The organism is Streptomyces sp. NPDC059649 (assembly GCF_042734445.1).
Taxonomy (GTDB): Bacteria; Actinomycetota; Actinomycetes; order Streptomycetales; family Streptomycetaceae; genus Streptomyces.
On the sequence record NZ_JBHWDV010000001.1, the window covers coordinates 370,502 to 390,704 of the forward strand.

A 20,203-nucleotide genomic window follows, 5' to 3' on the forward strand; every position below is an offset into this window, starting at 1 on the left:
GGAGGCCGACGCATCGCCGCTTGCCGCAGGTGGCCCGCGACGCCAAAGCGAGGCACCGGAGCGGTACTTCGTGGTGATCGGTAGCGATGAGGCACGCAGGGTCTGCGGTTTCCTGCAATCGGCGGGACATACGGTGCGCCACCTGGCGCAGCCCACGGATGAGGATCTGCGCCGGGTGCTGGTTCAGGAGCCGACGGGAAGCACGGTCGCTCAGGAGCCGACAGGAAGCACGGTCGCAGGGGTCGCGATCCTTCTCGATGACGACGTCGCGTCCCTGCGCTACGCCCTCGCCGTCGAGCACATCCGTCCAGGCATCAAGCTGGTGGTGACTGTCTTCGACCGGACGGTCGCCGAACAACTCGTGCGCGTGGTTCCGAACTGCCAGGTCACCTCGCCCGCCGAGGTCGCCGCCCCGGTCCTGCTGGCCGCCTGCCTCCAGCCCGACCTGCTGGCCCTGAGCCGGACCCCCTCGGGCCACGTCGGCGCCCGCTGGGAGAAGGACGGCGTGTGCCTCGAAACGTACCGGCCACCGCGCTCCCTGAGATACCGGGCCTGGTTGGGGAAGATCAGGGGACAGCTACGACCCCACGACGGCAGCTCCCGCATCATGCTGACCGGTCTCACCGGACTTCTCGCCGTACTGCTCGCGGACTGGAGCTGGGCCGTGACCCTCAACCACCGGCCACCGGTGGAAGCCTTCTTCGAGGCGGTACGAACCGTCGCCGCCGTCGGCCCGGCGTCCGCGCACGGATCGAGCGCCTATCTGCTGTTCGCCGCCTTCGCCATGCTCATCACCATCGTCTTCACGGCCGTCTTCACCGCCGGTATGGTCGACCGCCTCCTCGCTCCCCGCTCGATCGGCATGGTGGGTCCCCGGGCCCTTCCCCGCGCGGGCCACGTGGTCGTCGTCGGGCTCGGGCAGGTGGGGTTGCGGCTGTGCACCCGGTTGCAGGACCTCGGCATCGGCGTGATCGCGGTCGAACGCGATCCGGCCGCCCCCAACCTCCGCCTGGCCAAGGCTCTCGGCGTTCCCGTCCTCGTCGCCGACGCCACCGACAGGTTCGTGCTGCGCAAGCTCAACCTCCACACCGCTCAGGCCATGGCCGCCGTCGCCTCCGACGACCTGGACAACATCGCGGTCGCCGTCGCCGCACGGGCCGTCGCGCCCGATCTGCGCGTGGTCATCCGGGCAGGTGACCACGAAGCCATCGCCGAGACCCAGTCACTGTTCCGGATCGGCACCGTCCACGACCTCGGCAGTCTGAGCGCCGCGTACACCACCGCGAGCCTGACCGGACTCCGCCCCAGCGGCGTACTCGCCCACGGCAGACGGCTGTTGGTGGAGCACGGCAGCGGAACCTTCACGCCGTGGCCGCACGCGCTCCGGTGCGATCACCAACAAGGCGACGACGCTGCCTGAGTGGTGGGGTCCACTTCGCGACCCCACCACCCACTGACTGAACGACCTGGACGAGGGAGGAAACCTCACCACCTCACCACCAACGAGGCCATACCAACCTCACCACCAACGAGGTCACAAACGTCACCACCGCCGAGGCCCTACCCCTGCAAGCTCGCCTCCTGTTACGGCCGAGACGTTGGCAGGGTGAAGCCTTCGCCCAGTTCGGGGGTGAAGACCTCGTACGCCTCGCCGGAGGCCGCGTCGAGGAACCGGCCCAGTTCATCCGGCTGGGTGCTGTAGATGCCGTCGATGTGGAATCCGTCGTAGTGGATGGGTATCGCCACCTTCGCCCCCAGCAACCGGGCGGCGACGGCCGCACGTTCCGCGTCGAGCGCGCCGGGGTAGGGGCTGGCCGGCCGGCAGTGCGGGAAGCAGAGGGCCGGTCCGTTGATGGGGGTCAGCACGGCGTCGAACGGGCCGTACCGGTGGGCGGCGCGCCACCAGTAGCCGTGGAACATGCTGTCGCCCAGGTGGATCACGCGCGTGCTGCCGGCCTCGATCGCCCAGGACACCTGTGGGTCTCCGATGCCGTCGACGGCGGGCACGGCAGCGATGGTGAAGGGCCCGATCGTGGTGGTTTCCCATGGCGCCAGCGCGCGCCGGGGGAGATCGAATGCGGTGAGTTCCCGACCGGCGCCGCCATGGCAGCCAATCAGGAGATCCAGTTGCTCGACGACGACACCGCGGCGGCGCGTGCACGACGACGCATGCATGCCCTCATCGGCGCGTAACGGGCGCAGAGACCGGGCTCAGCGAGCGCTACGGAGATGCCCCCGGCGCCCCACCGGAGCAACAGACGCACCAGCCCCGGAAGTCCGCGGAAGCCGAGAAGGCGGGAAACGCGCCGAGTGGCGGAAGCCGAGAAGGCGGGAAACGCGCCGAGTGGCGGAAGTCGGAAGCCGGTGCCCGCCGTCAGTTGAGGGACGGCCCGCCCCGGGCCAGGTGGCCGAGCAGCCGTCGTACGGCCTGGTCCTGAGCCCATCGGGGCTCCTCCGCCGCGACGCGCTGCGCGGCGTAGATGCGCACCATCTCCGACCGCACGTAGTGGCCCTGGGCGTGCTCTTCGAGGAAGTGGGCGTCGCACAGCTCGGCGAGGTAGCGGCGGGTCAGTTCGAGGTCCCCACCCACCAGGACGCCGGCGTGGTGGACGCCCACACACGGGCCGGGGTGCAGGCCCAGGAAGCGGAAGAGCCGGGCGGCGCCGCTCGACAGGGCACGGTAGCTGAGGTACAGGCATGCCTCCATGGCCAGATCGGCGTCGTGCGCGGACAACTCCTGCAGCCGGCGCCGTTCATCGGCCAGTTTCTTCGCCCAGCACGTCAACGACCACTCGGGGTGCGCCATCAGCCTGGCGGCGGCGATCCGTAGCGCCAGCGGCATCCGGTCGCACCATTCCACGAGGGCCCCGGCCGCCGCCGCGTCCGCCTCGACGCGCTGCCGCCCCAGCGCGTTGCACAGCAGTTGCAGCCCCTCCTCGGAGGTGAGCGGCCCCACTTTGACCAGCGCGGCGCCGTCCCGTACCACCAGTCCGTTCAGTCGCCGCCGACTGGTGACGATCGCCAGACAGCCCGGCGACGCGGGCAGGAGGGGGCGCGCCTGCTCGGCGGTGCCGGCGTTGTCCAGCACCACGAGCATCCGCCGGCCGGCGAGCAGCGAACGGTAGAGCGCCGAGGCCTCCGTCACGGACTCGGGGATCTCCGCTTCCGGGACGCCAAGGGACCGCAGGAATGCCGTGAGTACGGTGCCGGGCCGCATCGGAGGCCGCTCGAACCCCCGGAGATCCGCGAAGAACTGCCCGTCGGGGAACTCCTCCTGGTGGCGGCGCGCCCACTGCACCGCGAGGGATGTCTTGCCGGTCCCGCCCGCGCCGGCGAGTACCAGGCACTCCGGCCGAGGCAGCCGATCCAGATGCTGGTCCAGCACCGCGATTTCGCGGTCACGACCGCAGAAGTCCGGTACTACAGGCGGAAGTTGGGCGATGCGGGGCAGAGGGCCGGGCCGGTGGTCGCAGACGTACGGGGCGACATACGGCGCCGTCCTTGGACCAGCGCACGCCGGGGCGGCCGGTGCCGGGTTCCGTATCGCGGGCTTCGGGCGGCGGGCGGCGGCCGGCGCGGGGCTGCGGTCGCTGCCGAGGAGTTCCAGGTATGCGTCGCTGAGCGCGGGGCCGGGGTCGATGCCCAACTGGTCCCTCAGACAGCGACGGGCGCGGTGGTAGTGGTCGAGGGCCTCGGCCTGTCGGCCGGTGGCCTGCAAGGCGCGCATCAGCAGCGCGGTCAGCTCCTCGTGCAGCGGATGCTCGGCGATCCACCCGGTGAACTCCGTGACCAACTCCCTGTACCGGCCGAGCTGCAGCAACCGTCCGCCCAGTTCCTGCAGTGCGGCCAGCCGTGCCTGGGACAGTCCGACGCCCAGTTTCTGCCGTACCCGCTCGCTGGGTACGTCCGCCAGGGCCTCGCCCCGCCACAGTCCCAGGGCCTGACGCAGCTTCGTGACGGCGGTGCGGGGGTCGGCCTCCCGGGCGTCGGTGACCAGGCACCGGAAGCGGTGCGCATCGACCGAGTGGGGATCGGCCAGCAAGACGTAACCCTGCCCTTGCGTGGCGAGTTCGGCATGACCCGCCAACAGCCGCCGCAGTCGGTGGACATGGTTGTGGACAACGCCGCGCGCCCGGGCCGGCGGATCCCCGTCCCATGCCAGGTCGATCAGCCGGTTCACCGGGACCACCTGATTGACCTCGCTGATGAGCGCCGCGGTCACGGTCCGGATGCGTCCCGCTCCCAGGGCCAGTACCAGGCCCTGATTCGTCTGGATCTCCACCGGTCCTAGAAGCCGCAGCTCAACCATCTTGCCCTCTGTTGCTCGGCGCCGAACGGGGCTCGCCCTGACGGCCCTTGTGCCATTAAAGACCACGCAAATGACTACTGCGTGACAGGCCCCGCGTCTCACCGCACTTCGTAACATGTCCGGTGTGTCAGGGCGCAGCCGGCACCGGTGCGCGACGCGGTCCGATGGCGAAGCCGGGCCGCATGAGCGCGACATGAGCCGTTCATGAGCGAGACCGCCCAACGTGGTGTCCGTGCCGGAGCCGCGGCTGTACCCGCTGTCCGGCCTGCCTTCCGCCGTGGGGGCGGAAGACACACACCACATGGACCGAGGAGAAGAATGTCCACTTCGAATGCCCTGAAGAAGAGCGTGGCAGCGGTGACCTTGGGTGCCGCGCTCACCTTGGCGGGTGCCGCATTCCCGGCCACTGCAACGGCCGCCCCGGTCACCGCCGCGGCGGCGGCCGAGTCGCCGGTCACGGGCAGCGCGAACGCCAACGTCAATTTCAACATCGACGTACTCGGCATCGCGAACAAGATCGAGTCGTCGATCAAGACCGCCCAGAACCGCGAGGGCTTCGTCAAGAACCTGCGGGAATCGGCGTTCTACGCCGCCGGAGGCCAGTACAACGTGATGGTGATGAACCTCAGCCAGGGCTACGACCATCACCTCAACGGCGTGAAGGCGTACGGTTCTGCCACTTACGACGGCGTCATCTACGGCATCTGGGTCTTCGAAGACGGCGAGTTCACCAACCTCGGTGACGGTGGCTACATCAACTGGGCCTTCCAGGGCTGGTTCGACCGCCCGAACAACGGCGGCTACGTGAAGTTCTACCGCCCCTGACCGCCTGATCGCTTGATCCCCTGACCTCCTGATGCCTCGGCGGCCCAACTGGCCTTGATGCGCACGGCCGATGCCGGGGCAACGGTGCCGCGGCCCCGGCGAGGGGTTGCTTCCGCACCGGCCTTCAAAGGGCCCGACTCTTCGGGGTCGGGCCCTTTGCTCAGTTGGCCCTTCGCTCAGTCGACATGGAATGCGGTTTGCCCTGCCACGACGGCAGACACCCTCGACCACCAGATCAAGGGGATGCGGGACTTCGCCCCGGACCTGCTGCACATCCCGTGCGGCGCCAACGACCTCCTGCGCCGCTCACCGGATTTCCGGGAGATCGAGCGGCACATGCGCAAGATGTACGACCTGGCGGCTGAGACGGGTGCGCAGCTCACGACGTTCACCCTGGGGCGCTCCTACGTCGTACCGGTCTTCCCTGACTGGACGGAGCGCGTGCTCACCCTGAACGACCTCACGCGCGCCCTCGCCGGCGAGTATGACGTCGCCGTGGTCGACAGGTGGGATCACCCCGTCAACTCCCGGGAGAACGTGCTGAGTGCGGATCGCCTCCACTTCTCCACGTCGGGCCAGGCCGTCATGGCGACCGAGATGGTCAGGGCACTGGCCGCCCTCCTGGCCCGCCGCACGCCCTGAGCGCAATGGGTGCGCTCTCCTGCACCTCGCATACAAGAGGTACGATCGACCGTATGGACACTGGGGCGCGAACGACTGGGGCGCGAACGTTCGTCGCGCGGGCAGACACCGGGTCGATCACCGACAAGCGCCTGCTCAAAGGGGCGCGAGCGCGTGAGACCGCACTGCGGCGCGCCGTCGACATCGCTTCCCTCGACGGGCTGGACGACGTGAGCTTCGGCCGTCTCGCGACCGATACGGGCATGAGCAAGGCAGGCATCCAGACCCTCTTCAGGTCCAAGGAAGTGCTCCAGCTCGCGACCATCGATTATGCGCGCGAAATGTTCATCGACGCGGTCATCCGCCCGGCGAGGGAAGCGGATCCCGGAGTCGACCGGCTGCGTTCCCTGATCGACCACTGGATCGATTACGCCACAACGCCGCTGTTCGAAGGCGGCTGCTTCCGTGTCGCGAACATCGCCCGATTCGACAGCAAGCCGGGAACGATCCGCGACGCCCTGCTCCGCAACCAGCAGGAATGGCTCGACACCATCGGGAACGAATTGCGGAACGCCGTCCAATCCCATGAGATCGAGGAACTCGACATCGACCTCGCGGTCTTCCAGATCGATTCCGTGCTCTGCGCGGCCAACACGGCTCTGCGCCTGGGAGACGAAGACGTCATCGCCAAGGTTCGTCGTACCGTGGACGATCTCCTGAAAACGGTCTGAACACTTCACGCGCCGGGCCGTGCGGCGCAGCAGGTGCCGGCGCCTCCCGGGACTCGCTCCCCGAAGGCGCCGGCACCTGCCGCATGTCGTCACGCCTTCGTCGTCGGCGCCTTCGGCAGGAGGAACACCATCAGGGCCGCGAGCGCCGCGATGGCGAAGGTCGTCAGTGACGTCAGCGCGAAAGCGTGTCCCGCGGCGTGCACCTTGTCGCCCGAGGCGGCGCCTGTCTGGAAGGAGTGGAAGAACACCGCGCCGACGACCGCCACGCCCAGCGCGGCGCCGACCTGCTGGGCGGTGGACAGCGAGCCCGAGGCCATGCCCGCGGACTGCGGCTCGATCCGTGCCAGGACCGTATTGAGCAGCGGAGTGATCAGCAACCCGCCCCCCACGCTCTGCAGCATCAGGGTCGGGATGATGATCAGGGGCGTCAGACGCGGCCCGGACAGCAGCACCATGGCGGTCGTCAGGTAGCCGACCGCGAGGACGACCGCACCGACCTCCAGTACGCGGCGTCCGTACCTCGGGACGATCCGTCCGGCGATCATGCTGCAGACGAAGAAGGTCACCGCCGCCGGCGTGTAGACCAGCCCGGAACCGAGGGCCGACATGCCCAGCCCGTCCTGCATCGAGACGGACAACGCCAGGTAGTACGAGGTCAGAAGCGCGTACACGGCGAGGACGAGCACGATGCCGAGCGAGAACGAGCGCTGCGCGAAGAGCGACAGCTTGATCAGCGGCTCACCACCGCGCCGTTCGACCGCTCGCTCCAGCGCGACGAAGAGCGCCAACGCCACCGCGCTGCCCGCGAAGCACGCCCACGTCCACCAGGGCCAGCCCGCGTCCCGCCCCTGGATGAGCGGGTAGGTGAGCAGCAGCAGTGCCGTACTGAGGACCAGGACGCCGGGCACGTCGAGCTTGCGGGTCCGCTCCGCCCGTGACTCCGGTACGTACTTGAGGGCCAGCAGGATCGTCACGACGCCGATGGGGATGTTCACCCAGAACACCGAGCGCCAGTCGGAGCCAAAGAGATTCGCGCCGATCAGGAGGCCACCGACCAGCTGACCGCTGACCGACGCCATGCCGATGACGACCCCGAAGACACCGAAGACGCGGTGCCGGCTCTGCGCTGAGACCGTCAGCGTGATGACGGCGAAGACCTGCGGCACCATCAGAGCCGCGCCCAAGCCCTGGACGATGCGGGCACCGATGAGCACGCTCGGACCGCCCGCCATGGCACAGGCGATGGACGAGAGCGTGAAGACCGCCGCCCCGATGATGAAGACGCGCTTGCGCCCGTACAGATCCGCGAGCCGGCCGCCGGTGATCAGGAAGACCGCGTAGCTCAACTGGTAGCCGGCGAGGACCCATTGGAGCTCACTCGCGGTGGCCTTGAGATCGGTCTGGATGGCCGGGCCGGCCACGACGACGATGAACGAGTCCAGGATCGCCATGAACATACCGATCATGACGGTCGACAGCGCGACCCAAGGCACCGCCTCCCCTGGACCCGGCTGCGCGCTGGGCGCCGCCTTCAGTGTGTGGCTGGCATTCGATGACACGTGAGGTATCCCTTTCGCGGAACAACGCACTGGCTCAGCGGTCCCGAGCCCGGCCAAAGAATACGCACGGCCGTATGTGTACTGCAATCGGTTATCCCGGTCCGCGATTGCCTGGAGGGTCAACTCACCCCGGCCGACGAGGCGTTGGCGCTCTCATGAGGGGTTCGTGAGCCGAACATGAGCGAGGGGGCCGAGCCTTCTGGTGTGTCGGGCGCGGCGGCAGGTCCTTCGTGCCACGTGGCCGGTGGCGCTCCGCTCCGGCCGGTTCGGAGCTGGCGCACATCCCGACGCACCACGGGGGGCCGCCTTGCCAGGACGGTCACACCCGCGGCGGTGAACGGAATCGCAGGGGCGCAATCCGCGCTTCAGGTGGAAGTAGGGGAAGCAGAAATGAACCAACGAGTACGCAACGCCGTTCCGTCCAGCAGGGGTTGGCGGGCCAGGGCGGCCGTCGTGGGATCGATGGCTGTCGCGGCGACGCTGTGCCTGGCCATCACCCCGGCGCAGGCGGACGGCGGCGGAGGTGGCTGGGTGACGTCGCCCCCCGGTGGATACACCCCCGACCCGGGCCCCGACTGGAGCACTCCTGAAGCGGTCGGGAAGTTCCTCGCCGATTGTGGCCAGGACTGCACGTTCACTCCCACCTCATGGGTCGGTGAGCCGTCCGAGGGCACGCCGACGATGCTGGGGAAGCCCCGCGAGAACTGCACCACCGAGAACGTCGACTTCAACTACGGCGAGTCGGAGACCACCGGCGAAACGACGATCGTAGGCCTGTCGCTGGGTGCGAACCCCGTCTCACTGTTGCCGAAGATCGAGCACAACTGGTTCACCCAGAACACGGAGAGCACCCAGACCACGGGCACGCTGAAGCCCGGCGAGGTCGGTTGGTTCGACGAGGTGACGGTCAGCCGCAAGGCGAAGGGAAACTGGCAGCTCGCAGGAGTCGATCCGTCCAACCCCTTCGCTCCGGTGAACGCGCACAACAAGTACGGGCCGCACGAATTCACTGATGTCGAGTCCGACATCAGTTACAAGGTCATACGGGTCCAGTCCCGCGCCATGACCGAAGACGAGCGCACCACCAAGTGCGGCAACTCAAGCCCCAGCTAAAGCAGTTGACGTTGACGCACCTTGCGGTGATCGCCGGCACCTCGTGAGCGGCCCGGAACCGGGGAGGCCCTGCCGGCCCCGGTGCGAACCTCACGATCCGCCACCGGTGACCAACAGGCTCCCCCTGTCTCCACCCGCCTCCACGGCCGATCACGTAGCAGCCCCAGGTCTCTGACCTGGGGCTGCTGCACGTGCGCAATCCACACCATCAACGTGGACGTCGCTGTCGGGGACAGCTACCCATCGTCCCCGCGCCCCCGCGCCCCCGCGTCCCCGCGCCCCCGGGACACCCATCCAGGCAAGACACCAATCGACGCATTCCTCCGATGAAAGCACACGACACCCGGTAGCCTTTTGGCTCGACACAGCACGTCACTTCGCCACCCAAGCGTTCGCATCGCGGGAGGGTTCGATGGCTCGTCCCTCGCTCTTCGTCGGGTCGTCATCTGAGGGATTACGGATCGCGGAGGCCGTCCAGGTCGTTCTCGACGACGTGTGCGAGGTGGAACTCTGGACGCAGGGAAGCTTCGGACTCACCCAGGGAACACTTGAATCCCTTGTCTCGGCCCTACCGCGCTTCGACTTCGCCCTGCTCGTACTCACCGCCGACGACTTGACGGTTTCCCGCAACGTGGAAAGGCCCACGGCCAGGGACAATGTTCTCTTTGAACTCGGGCTGTTCATCGGCGCATTGGGCCGCGACCGTACCTTCATGCTCTACGACCGCACGAATCCCCCCGCCATGCCTTCCGATCTGGCTGGAATTGCGGCTGCGACCTTCGCCCCTCAAGCCAGCGGAAACCTTGAGGCAGCGCTAGGCGCGCCGTGCACGAAGATCCGCCGCGCGGTGGAACGACTGGGAGCCAGGGCCGACAAGCGATTTCGGGACCTGGAGAAGGCCACCACCAGTGTTGAGGACGTCGGCGCCACCATGCAATCGCTCCTCCGCCTTCTGGCCCGGTCTCGCAAGGTGGAGCTGGACATCATTGCGACGCAGTTCGGCCGCATGATCGATCCCCGCAAGCTGCAACAGATGAAACAAGACCTGGCTGACCTGGATCGGACTCTGGGCCAGGAGGAGAATCCGCGTCAGTAACGGGGCAGGCGAGCGCCCATCATCCGATTCCGAGAAGCCTGCGTCCGCTGCTGCCTGCAGCTCAGCCCGCACGGGCGGGCGTCAGCGCATTCCGTTGTGCCGTGCAGGGCGTGGCGGAGTGGGCCATGGCCACGGTGGGGGAGCGCGGCGCGCCACGGTGTGCGTCAGGTACCGGGGTCTCGGCTCGGCTCCGCAGCGGTCCGGCGCAATTCCTCGTTGAGCTGCTTGGCCTCTTCGAGCTGGTCCTCAAGGATGACGATGCGGCAGGCGGCCTCGATCGGCGTGCCCTGGTCGACGAGTTCGCGGGCGCGCGCTGCGACGCGCAGCTGGTAGCGGGAGTACCGGCGATGGCCGCCTTCGGAACGCAGGGGAACGATGAGGCGGGCTTCGCCGACGGCCCTTAGGAATGCAGGGGTGGTGCCGATCATTTCGGCGGCGCGGCCCATGGTGTAGGCAGGGTAGTCGTCGTCATCGAACTTGTCGGTGGCGCGCGAGGTGGTCTTTCCGGTCAATTGAACCTCTTCATAGGGCGCTTCGGGCCCCTGGGTCGTAGGGCACCAAGGCCTCGAACGATGTCAACGTCATCTGTCGGCGCCGGGCACCGGCCTTCTGCTTCCGCCATTGCGCTCAAGGGGCGGAGCTGCGGGGACCGCAGCTGCATGACCGGGGATGCCTTCCCGTCCGGGGATCGTGGTGCCCGAGCGGGCAGGACCTGGCTCGGCTGGTCCAGATGGCGTCCGGGCTTCTTTCTCCCGGGTTCTCTTGCGGAAGTCACCCGGCGCGGTGGTTCACGTTTTCCACGCGTCGCTGACCTCGTTGACTACGGTAGAAACCGTAGCTGCGGGGATAGGGAATGTCTACCGTGATCATAACAGGTTTTCCTCAGCCGGAGTCCCACAATCAGGCCGTGTCGACCCGCCGTGCGCTGCTGGTTCCGTAGTTCCGTGCCGTGATCCGTCCCGTGCGGCCGTGCGGTGCGCCCAGGTGGGGCCGGTGCCGGCCCGCGGCGGCGGAGGCCGGGTGGCCGCCGAAGCGGTCGGATTCTTCCGCCGCGCAGGGGCGAGCATCGACGTCGAATATCTGGTGCCGCCCCTACAGTTTTACCCACCGGTGCGGGGTGGATTTCTTATCTCCACGAAATCGTCTGGGGCGTGTGCTGTGCAGGGTGGTCAGCGCCGTGCTAGCGTTTTACTCAGTTGCAGTTGTGGTTCCCGAAGGCTTCGAGAGCCCTCGCCGTCGTATACGGTGGGAGCTCTTTTCTTTCCCGGTTTCCCGGAGTATTTCCGACGGGGTGATCATCGCGGCGACATGGAGCCCACACAAGGTGGGCTCCGGATACTGCCCCGAAGGAGATATGAACATGGCTACTGGCACCGTGAAGTGGTTCAACGCGGAAAAGGGTTTCGGCTTCATCGAGCAGGAGGGCGGCGGCGCCGACGTCTTCGCTCACTACTCGAACATCGCCGCCCAGGGCTTCCGCGAGCTGCAGGAAGGCCAGAAGGTGAGCTTCGACGTCACGCAGGGCCAGAAGGGCCCGCAGGCCGAGAACATCGTTCCCGCCTGACGTTGACGTTGGTTTGACGCTGAAGCGTGCATCGTAGCTGGGGCCCGCACCTTGGGTGCGGGCCCCAGCTCGTTGCCTTGCGTTCTTCCGTTGTCCGCCACCACGGCCGGGCAGACAGCGCGTGGGGCAGCCCGTTCGATCGCCGCGCGCGACAACACTGCGGTGCGGATCGGTAATCCGCCGGATCCGAGCCGGAAAATCCCGTGCCCTTCATTTCGGCGTCGCCGACCTGACATCGGGGCCACATATATTTCCGCCCCGCTCCGCCTCATCTTTTCATCGGTTCGTTCTTGCGATTCTTTGTATTGCGGCTCATCGTCGCCGGGAATTCCTCGACGTACCGCATCGAGGAAGGTTCTCCATGAACCGCACAGTCCGCTCGAAAGACCGCTCGCCCCGCGCCCCCTGGGCCGGCTCCGGCCGCGGGAACCACCGCTCGCAGCCGTCGAACCGTTCCGGCGGCAAAGGGCGCCGTCCGGCCGCACGGCCGGGAGAGTTCGCCCTGCCCGTCACACACACTCCCGCCCTGCCCCCGGCCGCAACCTTCGCGGAACTGGACATGCCGCCCGCGTTGCTCGCATCGCTGACCGCGGAAGGGGTGACGGTCCCGTTCCCGATCCAGGCCGCCACACTGCCGAACTCGCTGGCCGGACGTGACGTTCTGGGCCGCGGGCGCACCGGCTCGGGCAAGACGCTCGCCTTCGGCCTGGCCCTGCTGGCCCGCACCGCCGGGCGGCGCGCCGACGCCCGCCGGCCCCTGGCCCTGGTGCTGGTCCCCACTCGGGAGCTGGCTCAGCAGGTCACCGATGCCCTGACCCCCTACGCCCGGTCCCTGAAGCTGCGGCTGGCCACCGTCGTCGGCGGACTGTCGATCGGCCGCCAGGCCGGCGCGCTGCGCGCCGGCGCCGAGGTCGTGGTCGCGACACCGGGACGGCTCAAGGACCTCATCGAGCGCGGTGACTGCTGCTTGGACCAGGTCGCCGTCACCGTTCTGGACGAGGCGGACCAGATGGCCGACATGGGCTTCATGCCCCAGGTCACCGCCTTGCTCGACCAGGTCCGGCCCGAGGGGCAGCGGATGCTCTTCTCGGCCACCCTGGACCGCAATGTGGACCTCTTGGTCCGGCGCTATCTCACCGATCCGGTGGTCCACTCCGTCGACCCCTCGGCGGGCGCCGTCACCACGATGGAACATCACCTGCTGCACGTCCACGGCACCGACAAGTACGCCACCACCACCGAGATCGCCGCTCGCGAAGGCAGGTCGATCTTGTTTCTGGACACCAAGCACGCTGTGGACCAGCTCACCAAACACCTGCTGATCAGCGGTGTCCGTGCCGCAGCCCTGCACGGTGGAAGGTCCCAGGCCCAGCGCACCCGCACCCTCGCCCAGTTCAAGACCGGCCATGTCACGGTGCTCGTGGCCACCAACGTCGCTGCCCGTGGCATCCACGTCGACAACCTCGACCTCGTCGTCAACGTGGACCCGCCCGGCGACCACAAGGACTACCTGCACCGGGGCGGCCGCACCGCCCGCGCCGGTCAGTCCGGCAGCGTCGTCACCCTGGTTCTGCCCAACCAGCGGCGCGATATGGACCGCCTGATGGCCGACGCCGGCATCACCCCGCAGTCCACCCAGGTCCGCTCCGGCGAGGCCGCACTGAGTCGCATCACCGGTGCCCAGGCGCCGTCCGGAGTTCCCGTCACCCTCACTGCCCCGTCCGTCGAGCGTGCCCAGCGCAGCGGCTCCGCCACGCGCGGCCGGCGCAGCCGTACCGCCTCGGCACGACGCTCCGCCGGATCGCCGCGTACCACGACCCCGATGTCTCGGTGATGTCCGCGGTGACAGCCCTTCCCGGGCGCGGCCGCCCAGCGTCAGGCCCTACCGCGGCTGCGGACGGCGTCCCTCGCCTTCTCGGATCACGAACGCCCGCCCGGAAGGACTCATTGATGCCGTGTGAGGCACGTTTCCCCAAAGGCCATTCCGGAAGTGCGGCCGGCGATGCGATGATGTCTCCGGGACCACAGGTCGGTGACGACATGGTCGTCGATCTGGCCCTGGCTGTGCTCAACGGCGCACGCGCCGACCATCTCCTCGTCCGCGACGAGGACGGGCGGTGCGCGGGCCTGGTCACCCGTTTCCAGATGACAGCCCACCGCCACGATGCCTGGTACACCGAGGAGACTCGGTTGCGGGACATCGGCTACGACCGAGGGCCCTTTACCTCACCTGCGATGTCGGTACGCGACGCGGAACGTGCCATGCGACGGCGCGCGCTGTGCGCCTCACCCGTGATCGATGAGGACGGACACGCCCTGGGAGTCCTCGTCCTCACCCCTTGACCCCTCTCCCACCGGGCCGGCAAATCGTTCCGGCTCCCCCTCGACCTGAAGAGGCACCATGCGCTGTGTCATTGCCCGTTTCCCCTTCGACCTGATCAAGACCGAGGTGCAGGATGCGATGAAGGGCATCACACCCGAACCCTTGACAGGTGAGACCGTGCTCATCGGTCGTCGCCAGTACCCCGTCAAGCAGGTCGGGGAGATCATCACCAAGCAGGATCGCCGAGACTTCACCGCCGGCGAAGTCACCCGAGCCCTGACCCGCCTCGGCTTCGAGTGCCGCCCGGCTGCCGCGTTCGTGCCCCCGACCCCCGTCACACCCCTGGAGGCGGCGTCGGCCCTCCTGGGAGACCCGCACCGCCCCTGACCCGGTCACTGTGGGCGCAAGCCGTCCCCAGTCACCACCCCAGGGGGCGAACAGCGTGCTCCCGAGGGGGGCGGCGATGTGGAAGTCGGGCGCCCGCCTGCCCATGCTTGGCGGAGGCGTAGGGCAGCAGGAGGCCGGGCGCCCGGCCTGGCGGACCGGACCGGACGGGAGCGGCACCGGCTGCGCATCGGGCGCGCGGCGCCAGCGGTCCTGGATTGCGAAGGGGCCAAGATCCGAACCGTGCGGTCGACGGCTCGGACACTGGCGCTGACCTTCGTCCTCCCGGGTCCGGCAGGTTCATGTGCCGGACCCGGCAGTGTCAGCCATTCATGGCCGCCCAGAACTCCTCGAAGGACATCTGACGGTCGCCGTTGGTGTCGAGCGAGTCGATCAGCTCCTGGGCCTGCGCCTCGGTGATCTGCGTGCCCTCCAACTCCGCCACGACCTTCCGGTATTCGTCCGCGGTGACCTGGCCGTCCCCGTCGACGTCGTAGCGCTCGAAGACCTTGCGCGCCGCCGTCTCCACGATGTCTGCCATTTTTGCTCCGCCCTTCTGCGATCTTCGCTGACGGGCCCAGGTTATCCGTCCGCCCGGAGCGAGGCGGACGCACCCAGCCTGCCCAGTGCTCCCAGGCTTTCCCCCGTCCAGGGCCGGTGCGGGCGGCGGGCATGCCCTGGAGTGCAGTCCGGACGGCCGGGACCCGCCACCGGCTGTGCCTGGCCAACTACTTCTCTTCAGCGCGGTGGAGTTGAAGCCACTGCTCGCACAGCCATCGATCATGCGACGGTGTTCGGCGTCGAGCGTGCCGGCGGTCGGTCAGTGTGCGGAGGCCACGACCTCCCCGGCCGTGATCTGGGGCGGGTTGGGCATCAAGGCCGCGAGGTTGTCGCGCACGAATTCCGCTGCGGTGGAGACCGATTGGTCGGCGCCGGTCCGGTCGTGGAAGATGCTGGTGGAGACCATTACTCCATTCCCGGCGTCGATCCAGTAGTAGGCCACGAAGCCGGGGAGTTGACGCATGAGCGGGACGAATCCGTCTTTGACGATGCGTCCTGCCTCGGCTGGGTCGGTAACCCCTTCGTAGCGTCGGACTGCTGCGTACATGGCCGATCTCCTTGTGGGGGCAGGGGCGTGCTTGCCTGGAACGCCGTACCCCTGCGGTGGCTGCCTGGCTCGTCAGGAGTCCGTAAATCACCTGAAGGGCCGTCTTTGGTGACCTGAAGGGCGGTGTCTGGGATCCGAATGGCGTGCTGGCGCGGTGGTGGCCGGTCGCGTCAAGGGCCTCGCGTGGCGGGAGAGGCAGGCAGCCGCTGAGCTCGCGGCCCTGGTGGGGGAGAGGGAACTGGACGGTCGTTCCGTGGTTTTCTGTCGCGACGGCGTTGCGACGGCGTTGCAGCGGCGTTCAGCGGCATTGCACCGGCGTTGCAACGCCTTGTGCGGTATCTGAGCAGGTGCTTTGACCCGCCGAGCGTCGGGAGGAGCGCCGTGCCGACTACTACCTCGGACACAGTCCGGGCGAGTACAACGCCCCACTGGCTGCCGGGGTCTTCGATTTCCCAACGGGCCTGCGGCTGGTCAAGAAGCGCGGTGAACTCATGGCGGCGGCCGCCGGCGGAAGCAATACCTGAAGGACTTCACCTTCGCGGACCCCCCACACCGGTGATCGCCAATGTGACCGGACTCCCGTACGCGCCGGGCGAATTGGTCCCCACCCTCGGTGACCAGATCGTCCGGCCCGTACGGTGGGCCGACAGTATCCGCTACCTGCTCGGCCGGGAATCTCCAGTTGGAACGCGAGGAAGTGGGTGGCCGGTTGCTCCTTCGCATGGTGAAGACCCTCAGCGCTGCCAGTACGGCCGTCGGCCCCATGGAGGCCAGGAACTGCAACGCGGCGGATGGCAGCGCGGTACGGGGAGGGGGTACCGGCCGGCGAGCGTCGACCGTGACGGCGAAAGGGGACATCGGCGCCCCCTGATCGTGTCAGGATGGCAGCGGCCACCCGTCGTGGCCAACGCTGTGCACGAGACGGATGGGGCTGTGGGGAGATGCCGCCATGGGGGAACTGACACTGACCGTCGAAGCGCCGGACGCCGAGGCCGACTTACGGGCGCTGCACCAGTGGCTGTCGGCCGACGACGGGCTGCGCGGCCGGGTGCGCCGGAGGCACACTCCGCCGCCGCCCGGCCACATGGGCGCCGGCGCGGACGCGCTGACCGTCATCCTGGGGTCGAGCGGCATCGCCGGGCTGATCGCCCCGCTGTGCGCCTGGCTCACCGGCCGTCGCCGCGACGTTGCCGTCACGCTGGAGGCGGACGACGGCCGTAAGGTCACCCTCGACGTGAAACGCGCCGCCGACGAACAGGCGGTGATCCGCATGGCACAGGAGGCGTTCCGTTCGCTCGCCGAACGGCCCGATGCGCTCCCCGGCGGGCAGCGGCCCGGCGCGCGGCCCGCTGGGCGGGGGGAATGAGCGGGCACACGGCCGGTCCGAGACTTCCGCACGGTCCCAGCAGTCGGGCCGTGCTGATCGGAACCAGCCGCTTCAGCAGCGCCGAACTGCCCGACATGCCCGCCGTCGAGGCGAATCTCCGAGCGCTCAAGGCCGCCCTGACGCACCCCGCGCACGGTCTGCTGGGTCCCGAACACTGCCGGGTGGTGTCCGATCCCGCGGACCAGGCCAGCGTCGGCGCGGCGCTGAGCTGGGCGGTACGGGAGGCGGACGACCTCCTGCTGGTCTACTACGCCGGCCATGGGGTGTTGGACGACGACGGACTGTTGCACCTGGGGCTGCGGCACACCGACATCGACCAGGCAGGCTTCTCCGCCGTACCGATCGAGCTGGTCAAACGCAATGTGAGCGACGCGCGCGCCGCCTACCGGGTGCTCCTGCTGGACTGCTGTTTCTCCGGGCGGGCGATCTCCGCGATGTCCTCACCGGCCGGACTGGCCCTCGGGCAGCTCGAGATGGCCGGTACGTATCTGCTGACCGCGTCCACGAAGACGACACCGGCGCACGCCCCTCAGGGCGCCGCCCACACCGCGTTCACCGGGGCCCTGCTGACCGCCCTGGCCCGGCCGGCCCCGCTGACCCTCGACGAGGTCCACGCCCAGGTCGACCGCGAACTGCACGCCCGGGGGCTGCCGCGGCCGCAGCGGCGGGCGGCGGGGAACGCGGGGGCGCTGGCGCTGGTACGGGGATGGTCGGAGCGGGCGGCGGCGCCACCGCGGCCCGAGGCCCCGCCCCGCCCGTCGGCGCCGCCGCCACCACCGCCCCGTGCGTCGGCGTCATCGCCACCACCGCCCCGCGCGTCTGCGTCACCGCCACCATCGCCCCCGTGGCGCGCGCCGGAGGCGGGGGTGTTCCACCTCGGGCAGCCGGCGCCCGCTCCCGTACGCCCCCGGCGCCGCGGTGCGGTGGTCGCGGCCGCCCTGGCCGGGGCGGCGACGGTGCTGCTGGCGGTGTCGCTGGTCAAATGGCTTCCGGGCGCCCTGGGGGACGATGACCACGGCGGCGGAGACAAGGCGGGGCCCCAGCGCACTCCCGCCACCCAGCACGGCAAGGCGCCCTCCACTCATGCCGGCGAGACGCCGATCGCGGCGTCGCCCAGCACCCAGCCGTCCCGCCGCACATCGTCCGAGCCGAAGGCGGTGTACCGCGACAAGCGGCTGGTGATCCCCGGCCCGTCGTGCGGACTCAGCGGCGATCAGCTCCTCGATCTGGACCACGCCACGGTGGCGAAGGGAGACGCCTACGGGAGGGCGAGCGCCGATGCCGAGCTGCTCTACGGCGGTTGTCTCGGCGAGGGCGGCGGCACCGCTGGCGGCATCAAGCTCAACGACGCGTCCACTGTGGCCCGACTGGGCCAGGCCGACCCCGGTACCTCCACGGCGACGGCCTGCCGGGCCGCGGCCAACGAGCGCGCGGTTCCCCTGCCCGTCTTCTCCAAGGACCTCGCCGCCGGCACGATCTGGTGTCTGATCACCACGGAAGACCGAGTGGCCAAGCTGACCATCACCAAGGCCGGTGGGCCGTACGGCCAGGGCTTCCCAGGCAGCGGGGCGGGCAATCCCACGCTGGAGCTGACCGCGACGCTGTGGGAGAAGGCGGAGGGGACGTAGGCGGGGCGGGAAGGTGGAGGGAAGGGAAGCCCCCTAGAGGCGGGGGAAGGCAGGGGGACCTCACTGGACGGGATCGGAGTCCGGTCGTCCCCCTAGTTCCCCTGGTCCCCCTCCCCCCTGAACCGCCGGGCCGATTCCTGGATGTGCGCCAGCCTGCGCAGGCTGAGCAGCACCGGTTCGTACAGCACGGTCAGTGCGACGGCCGCCTCGATCTGCCCGGCGGCCGTGGGCTGTTCCTCCACCGTGTCCAGGTCGGCGACGGCGAGCTCCGCGGCGAGGCGCCCGTACGGCAGCAGGTGGGCGGTGTCGCACGGGTAGCCGAGACGGACGAGCGCGGCGACGGAGGCGACGAGCGTGCCGAGGACGGGGGAGTGTTCGGCATGCATGCCGCGCCAGCCCAACTGCTCCAGCAACGCGTCCACCGAGCGGCGCGCGGTCCTGGTCGCCTCGTCGTCCTCGGCGGGCCCCGGCTCGTGCGGCAGCGCCCGGGTGGCCGCGCCGAGCCGCATGTGGTGGTCCAGCGACGTGTCCTCCGCGGCCGCGATCACCTCCCGCGCGACGGCCACCGGCACCTTGCCGATCTGGATCAGCGCCCGCACCAGGCGCAGCCGGCGCAGATGCTCCTCGCCGTACGCTGCCTGGGTGGCGGTGACCCGGTGGCCGGGCTGGAGCAGCCCTTCCCGCAGGTAGTACTTGATCGTCGCGGTGGACACCCCGCTGCGCTCGCTCAGTTCGGCCAGTCGCATCCTCTTGTACCTTCCTTTGGATACTGGCACTATCCAATCATGGATAGCGACGCTATTCAAAGAGATCGAGGGGGAGCGCGCGTGCGCATGGATGTGCCACCCATAGCGGGGCGGGTCACGGCGGCGGCCGAGGGGGACGTGGTGGTCTTCCTCATCGGGATGCGGATCAACCGATGGCGGTCGGTGCGCCACTGGCTGCCCACCTTCATGGCCATGCCGCGCATGCTCAAGGAGCTTGCGCGCGAGGGGGATAGCGGGCTGCTGGGATTCCGGGGGTACTCGGCCGGGCCGCGCACCCACACGGTCGTCCAGTACTGGGAGTCGCGCGAGAAACTGCTCGCCTACGCCTCGACCCCGGAACGGCAACACCGCCCCGCCTGGACGGCGTTCAACCGCCGTGCGCGGAACGCCGCGGGGAGCGTCGGCATCTGGCACGAGACGTACATCGTGCCGGCGGGCTCGTACGAGTCGATCTACCACGGCATGCCGCCGACCGGGCTGGGAGCGGCCTATGGGGTCGAGCCGGTCGGGCGGCGGGGTGAGCGGGCCGCGGAGCGCCTCGCGGGCTAGGTTGACCGGCGGAGAATGCGGGGTGGGCGCGGGGGTGCCCGCCCGGCCGGCCGCCAGGTGGATCGTGCAGGTCAGGCTGCCCCGGGATCGTCCAAGTCCCTCATCGGGGCGGTGAGATCCTCGACAAGGTGGCCGCATATCGCCGGCGAATCTCCGGCCTCAGGCCACGGGTGGTCCGGCTGTAGGTCGCGGTCTTGCCGATGGTCCGGGCCCGGTGGCGCCGCGACATCGCATGAAGG

The 20,203-nt window shown here is 69.1% G+C and carries 20 protein-coding genes; 13 read left to right on the plus strand and 7 right to left on the minus strand.

The window, feature by feature from the left end:
• The first annotated feature begins 175 nt into the window (after window positions 1-175).
• On the plus strand, window positions 176-1,420 hold the full coding sequence (locus tag ACFV1J_RS01685; protein ID WP_385855189.1) for an NAD-binding protein: 1,245 nt from the start codon (window positions 176-178) through the stop codon (window positions 1,418-1,420).
• Window positions 1,421-1,584: 164 nt separating this feature from the next.
• Here the strand turns inward: ACFV1J_RS01685 and ACFV1J_RS01690 are convergent, their stop codons facing one another.
• A complete protein-coding gene (locus ACFV1J_RS01690) occupies window positions 1,585-2,127 on the minus strand; it encodes an MBL fold metallo-hydrolase (RefSeq protein WP_385855425.1) in 543 nt (180 codons plus the stop codon).
• A gap of 247 nt (window positions 2,128-2,374) precedes the next feature.
• Window positions 2,375-4,282: a BTAD domain-containing putative transcriptional regulator gene (locus ACFV1J_RS01695; protein WP_385855190.1), complete on the minus strand. Its 1,908-nt coding sequence runs from the start codon at window positions 4,280-4,282 to the stop codon at window positions 2,375-2,377.
• 345 nt (window positions 4,283-4,627) lie between these two features.
• On the opposite strand from ACFV1J_RS01695, the gene ACFV1J_RS01700 reads away from it, so the two are divergent.
• From ACFV1J_RS01700 to ACFV1J_RS01710, 3 genes are read left to right on the plus strand one after another with little or no spacing between them, the layout of a single operon-like run.
• Window positions 4,628-5,134 (plus strand): stress protein, encoded by a 507-nt coding sequence (locus tag ACFV1J_RS01700; RefSeq protein WP_385855191.1) that lies wholly within the window; start codon window positions 4,628-4,630, stop codon window positions 5,132-5,134.
• Window positions 5,135-5,191: 57 nt separating this feature from the next.
• The gene (locus ACFV1J_RS01705) at window positions 5,192-5,776 is read left to right on the plus strand and encodes a GDSL-type esterase/lipase family protein (RefSeq protein WP_385855192.1); all 585 of its coding nucleotides are present in this window, start codon (window positions 5,192-5,194) and stop codon (window positions 5,774-5,776) included.
• 53 nt (window positions 5,777-5,829) lie between these two features.
• Window positions 5,830-6,486, plus strand: coding sequence for a TetR/AcrR family transcriptional regulator (locus ACFV1J_RS01710; protein WP_385855193.1), 657 nt, complete (start codon window positions 5,830-5,832; stop codon window positions 6,484-6,486).
• Window positions 6,487-6,575: 89 nt separating this feature from the next.
• Here the strand turns inward: ACFV1J_RS01710 and ACFV1J_RS01715 are convergent, their stop codons facing one another.
• The gene (locus ACFV1J_RS01715) at window positions 6,576-7,979 is read right to left on the minus strand and encodes an MFS transporter (protein ID WP_385855194.1); all 1,404 of its coding nucleotides are present in this window, start codon (window positions 7,977-7,979) and stop codon (window positions 6,576-6,578) included.
• A gap of 399 nt (window positions 7,980-8,378) precedes the next feature.
• Between ACFV1J_RS01715 and ACFV1J_RS01720 the strand changes: the two genes are divergently transcribed.
• On the plus strand, window positions 8,379-9,158 hold the full coding sequence (locus ACFV1J_RS01720) for a hypothetical protein (protein ID WP_385855195.1): 780 nt from the start codon (window positions 8,379-8,381) through the stop codon (window positions 9,156-9,158).
• Window positions 9,159-9,570: 412 nt separating this feature from the next.
• The gene (locus tag ACFV1J_RS01725; RefSeq protein WP_385855196.1) at window positions 9,571-10,254 is read left to right on the plus strand and encodes a TIR domain-containing protein; all 684 of its coding nucleotides are present in this window, start codon (window positions 9,571-9,573) and stop codon (window positions 10,252-10,254) included.
• A gap of 164 nt (window positions 10,255-10,418) precedes the next feature.
• On the opposite strand, the gene ACFV1J_RS01730 is transcribed toward ACFV1J_RS01725, so the two are convergent.
• Window positions 10,419-10,766 carry a MerR family transcriptional regulator gene (locus ACFV1J_RS01730; protein WP_385855197.1) on the minus strand — a complete coding sequence of 116 codons (348 nt, stop codon included), beginning with the start codon at window positions 10,764-10,766 and terminating at the stop codon, window positions 10,419-10,421.
• An 848-nt stretch (window positions 10,767-11,614) separates the two neighbouring features.
• Here ACFV1J_RS01730 and ACFV1J_RS01735 point away from each other — a divergent pair.
• The 4 genes from ACFV1J_RS01735 to ACFV1J_RS01750 all read left to right on the plus strand — a co-directional run bounded on the left by ACFV1J_RS01735 (window position 11,615) and on the right by ACFV1J_RS01750 (window position 14,528).
• Window positions 11,615-11,818 (plus strand): cold-shock protein, encoded by a 204-nt coding sequence (locus ACFV1J_RS01735; protein WP_030809828.1) that lies wholly within the window; start codon window positions 11,615-11,617, stop codon window positions 11,816-11,818.
• A gap of 361 nt (window positions 11,819-12,179) precedes the next feature.
• Window positions 12,180-13,652, plus strand: a complete 1,473-nt coding sequence (locus ACFV1J_RS01740; protein WP_385855198.1) for a DEAD/DEAH box helicase — start codon at window positions 12,180-12,182, stop codon at window positions 13,650-13,652.
• 173 nt (window positions 13,653-13,825) lie between these two features.
• Window positions 13,826-14,161, plus strand: coding sequence for a CBS domain-containing protein (locus tag ACFV1J_RS01745; protein ID WP_385855199.1), 336 nt, complete (start codon window positions 13,826-13,828; stop codon window positions 14,159-14,161).
• Window positions 14,162-14,219: 58 nt separating this feature from the next.
• Complete coding sequence (locus ACFV1J_RS01750) at window positions 14,220-14,528, plus strand: SCO5918 family protein (RefSeq protein ID WP_385855200.1); 309 nt, start codon at window positions 14,220-14,222, stop codon at window positions 14,526-14,528.
• 319 nt (window positions 14,529-14,847) lie between these two features.
• Here the strand turns inward: ACFV1J_RS01750 and ACFV1J_RS01755 are convergent, their stop codons facing one another.
• Entirely contained in the window at window positions 14,848-15,066 is a 219-nt protein-coding gene (locus ACFV1J_RS01755) for an EF-hand domain-containing protein (RefSeq protein WP_385855201.1), read from the minus strand.
• Between the two features lie 279 nt (window positions 15,067-15,345).
• On the minus strand, window positions 15,346-15,633 hold the full coding sequence (locus ACFV1J_RS01760; protein WP_385855202.1) for a hypothetical protein: 288 nt from the start codon (window positions 15,631-15,633) through the stop codon (window positions 15,346-15,348).
• Window positions 15,634-16,582: 949 nt separating this feature from the next.
• On the opposite strand from ACFV1J_RS01760, the gene ACFV1J_RS01765 reads away from it, so the two are divergent.
• Window positions 16,583-16,999, plus strand: coding sequence for a hypothetical protein (locus ACFV1J_RS01765; protein ID WP_385855203.1), 417 nt, complete (start codon window positions 16,583-16,585; stop codon window positions 16,997-16,999).
• Window positions 17,000-17,049: 50 nt separating this feature from the next.
• Window positions 17,050-18,648, plus strand: coding sequence for a caspase domain-containing protein (locus ACFV1J_RS01770; protein WP_385855204.1), 1,599 nt, complete (start codon window positions 17,050-17,052; stop codon window positions 18,646-18,648).
• A 92-nt stretch (window positions 18,649-18,740) separates the two neighbouring features.
• On the opposite strand, the gene ACFV1J_RS01775 is transcribed toward ACFV1J_RS01770, so the two are convergent.
• The gene (locus ACFV1J_RS01775; protein WP_385855205.1) at window positions 18,741-19,394 is read right to left on the minus strand and encodes a MerR family transcriptional regulator; all 654 of its coding nucleotides are present in this window, start codon (window positions 19,392-19,394) and stop codon (window positions 18,741-18,743) included.
• Between the two features lie 87 nt (window positions 19,395-19,481).
• Between ACFV1J_RS01775 and ACFV1J_RS01780 the strand changes: the two genes are divergently transcribed.
• Entirely contained in the window at window positions 19,482-19,964 is a 483-nt protein-coding gene (locus ACFV1J_RS01780) for a DUF4188 domain-containing protein (RefSeq protein WP_385855206.1), read from the plus strand.
• Window positions 19,965-20,203: the final 239 nt, after the last annotated feature.

Coding starts and splice junctions, on each gene's coding strand:
- ACFV1J_RS01710 (WP_385855193.1), top strand. CDS start 5,830: ATGGACACTGGGGCGCGAACGACTGGGGCGCGAACGTTCGTCGCGCGG.
- ACFV1J_RS01765 (WP_385855203.1), top strand. CDS start 16,583: ATGGGGGAACTGACACTGACCGTCGAAGCGCCGGACGCCGAGGCCGAC.
- ACFV1J_RS01755 (WP_385855201.1), bottom strand. CDS start 15,066: ATGGCAGACATCGTGGAGACGGCGGCGCGCAAGGTCTTCGAGCGCTAC.
- ACFV1J_RS01780 (WP_385855206.1), top strand. CDS start 19,482: ATGGATGTGCCACCCATAGCGGGGCGGGTCACGGCGGCGGCCGAGGGG.
- ACFV1J_RS01775 (WP_385855205.1), bottom strand. CDS start 19,394: ATGCGACTGGCCGAACTGAGCGAGCGCAGCGGGGTGTCCACCGCGACG.
- ACFV1J_RS01735 (WP_030809828.1), top strand. CDS start 11,615: ATGGCTACTGGCACCGTGAAGTGGTTCAACGCGGAAAAGGGTTTCGGC.
- ACFV1J_RS01740 (WP_385855198.1), top strand. CDS start 12,180: ATGAACCGCACAGTCCGCTCGAAAGACCGCTCGCCCCGCGCCCCCTGG.
- ACFV1J_RS01745 (WP_385855199.1), top strand. CDS start 13,826: ATGATGTCTCCGGGACCACAGGTCGGTGACGACATGGTCGTCGATCTG.
- ACFV1J_RS01750 (WP_385855200.1), top strand. CDS start 14,220: ATGCGCTGTGTCATTGCCCGTTTCCCCTTCGACCTGATCAAGACCGAG.
- ACFV1J_RS01760 (WP_385855202.1), bottom strand. CDS start 15,633: ATGTACGCAGCAGTCCGACGCTACGAAGGGGTTACCGACCCAGCCGAG.
- ACFV1J_RS01725 (WP_385855196.1), top strand. CDS start 9,571: ATGGCTCGTCCCTCGCTCTTCGTCGGGTCGTCATCTGAGGGATTACGG.
- ACFV1J_RS01700 (WP_385855191.1), top strand. CDS start 4,628: ATGTCCACTTCGAATGCCCTGAAGAAGAGCGTGGCAGCGGTGACCTTG.
- ACFV1J_RS01705 (WP_385855192.1), top strand. CDS start 5,192: ATGCGCACGGCCGATGCCGGGGCAACGGTGCCGCGGCCCCGGCGAGGG.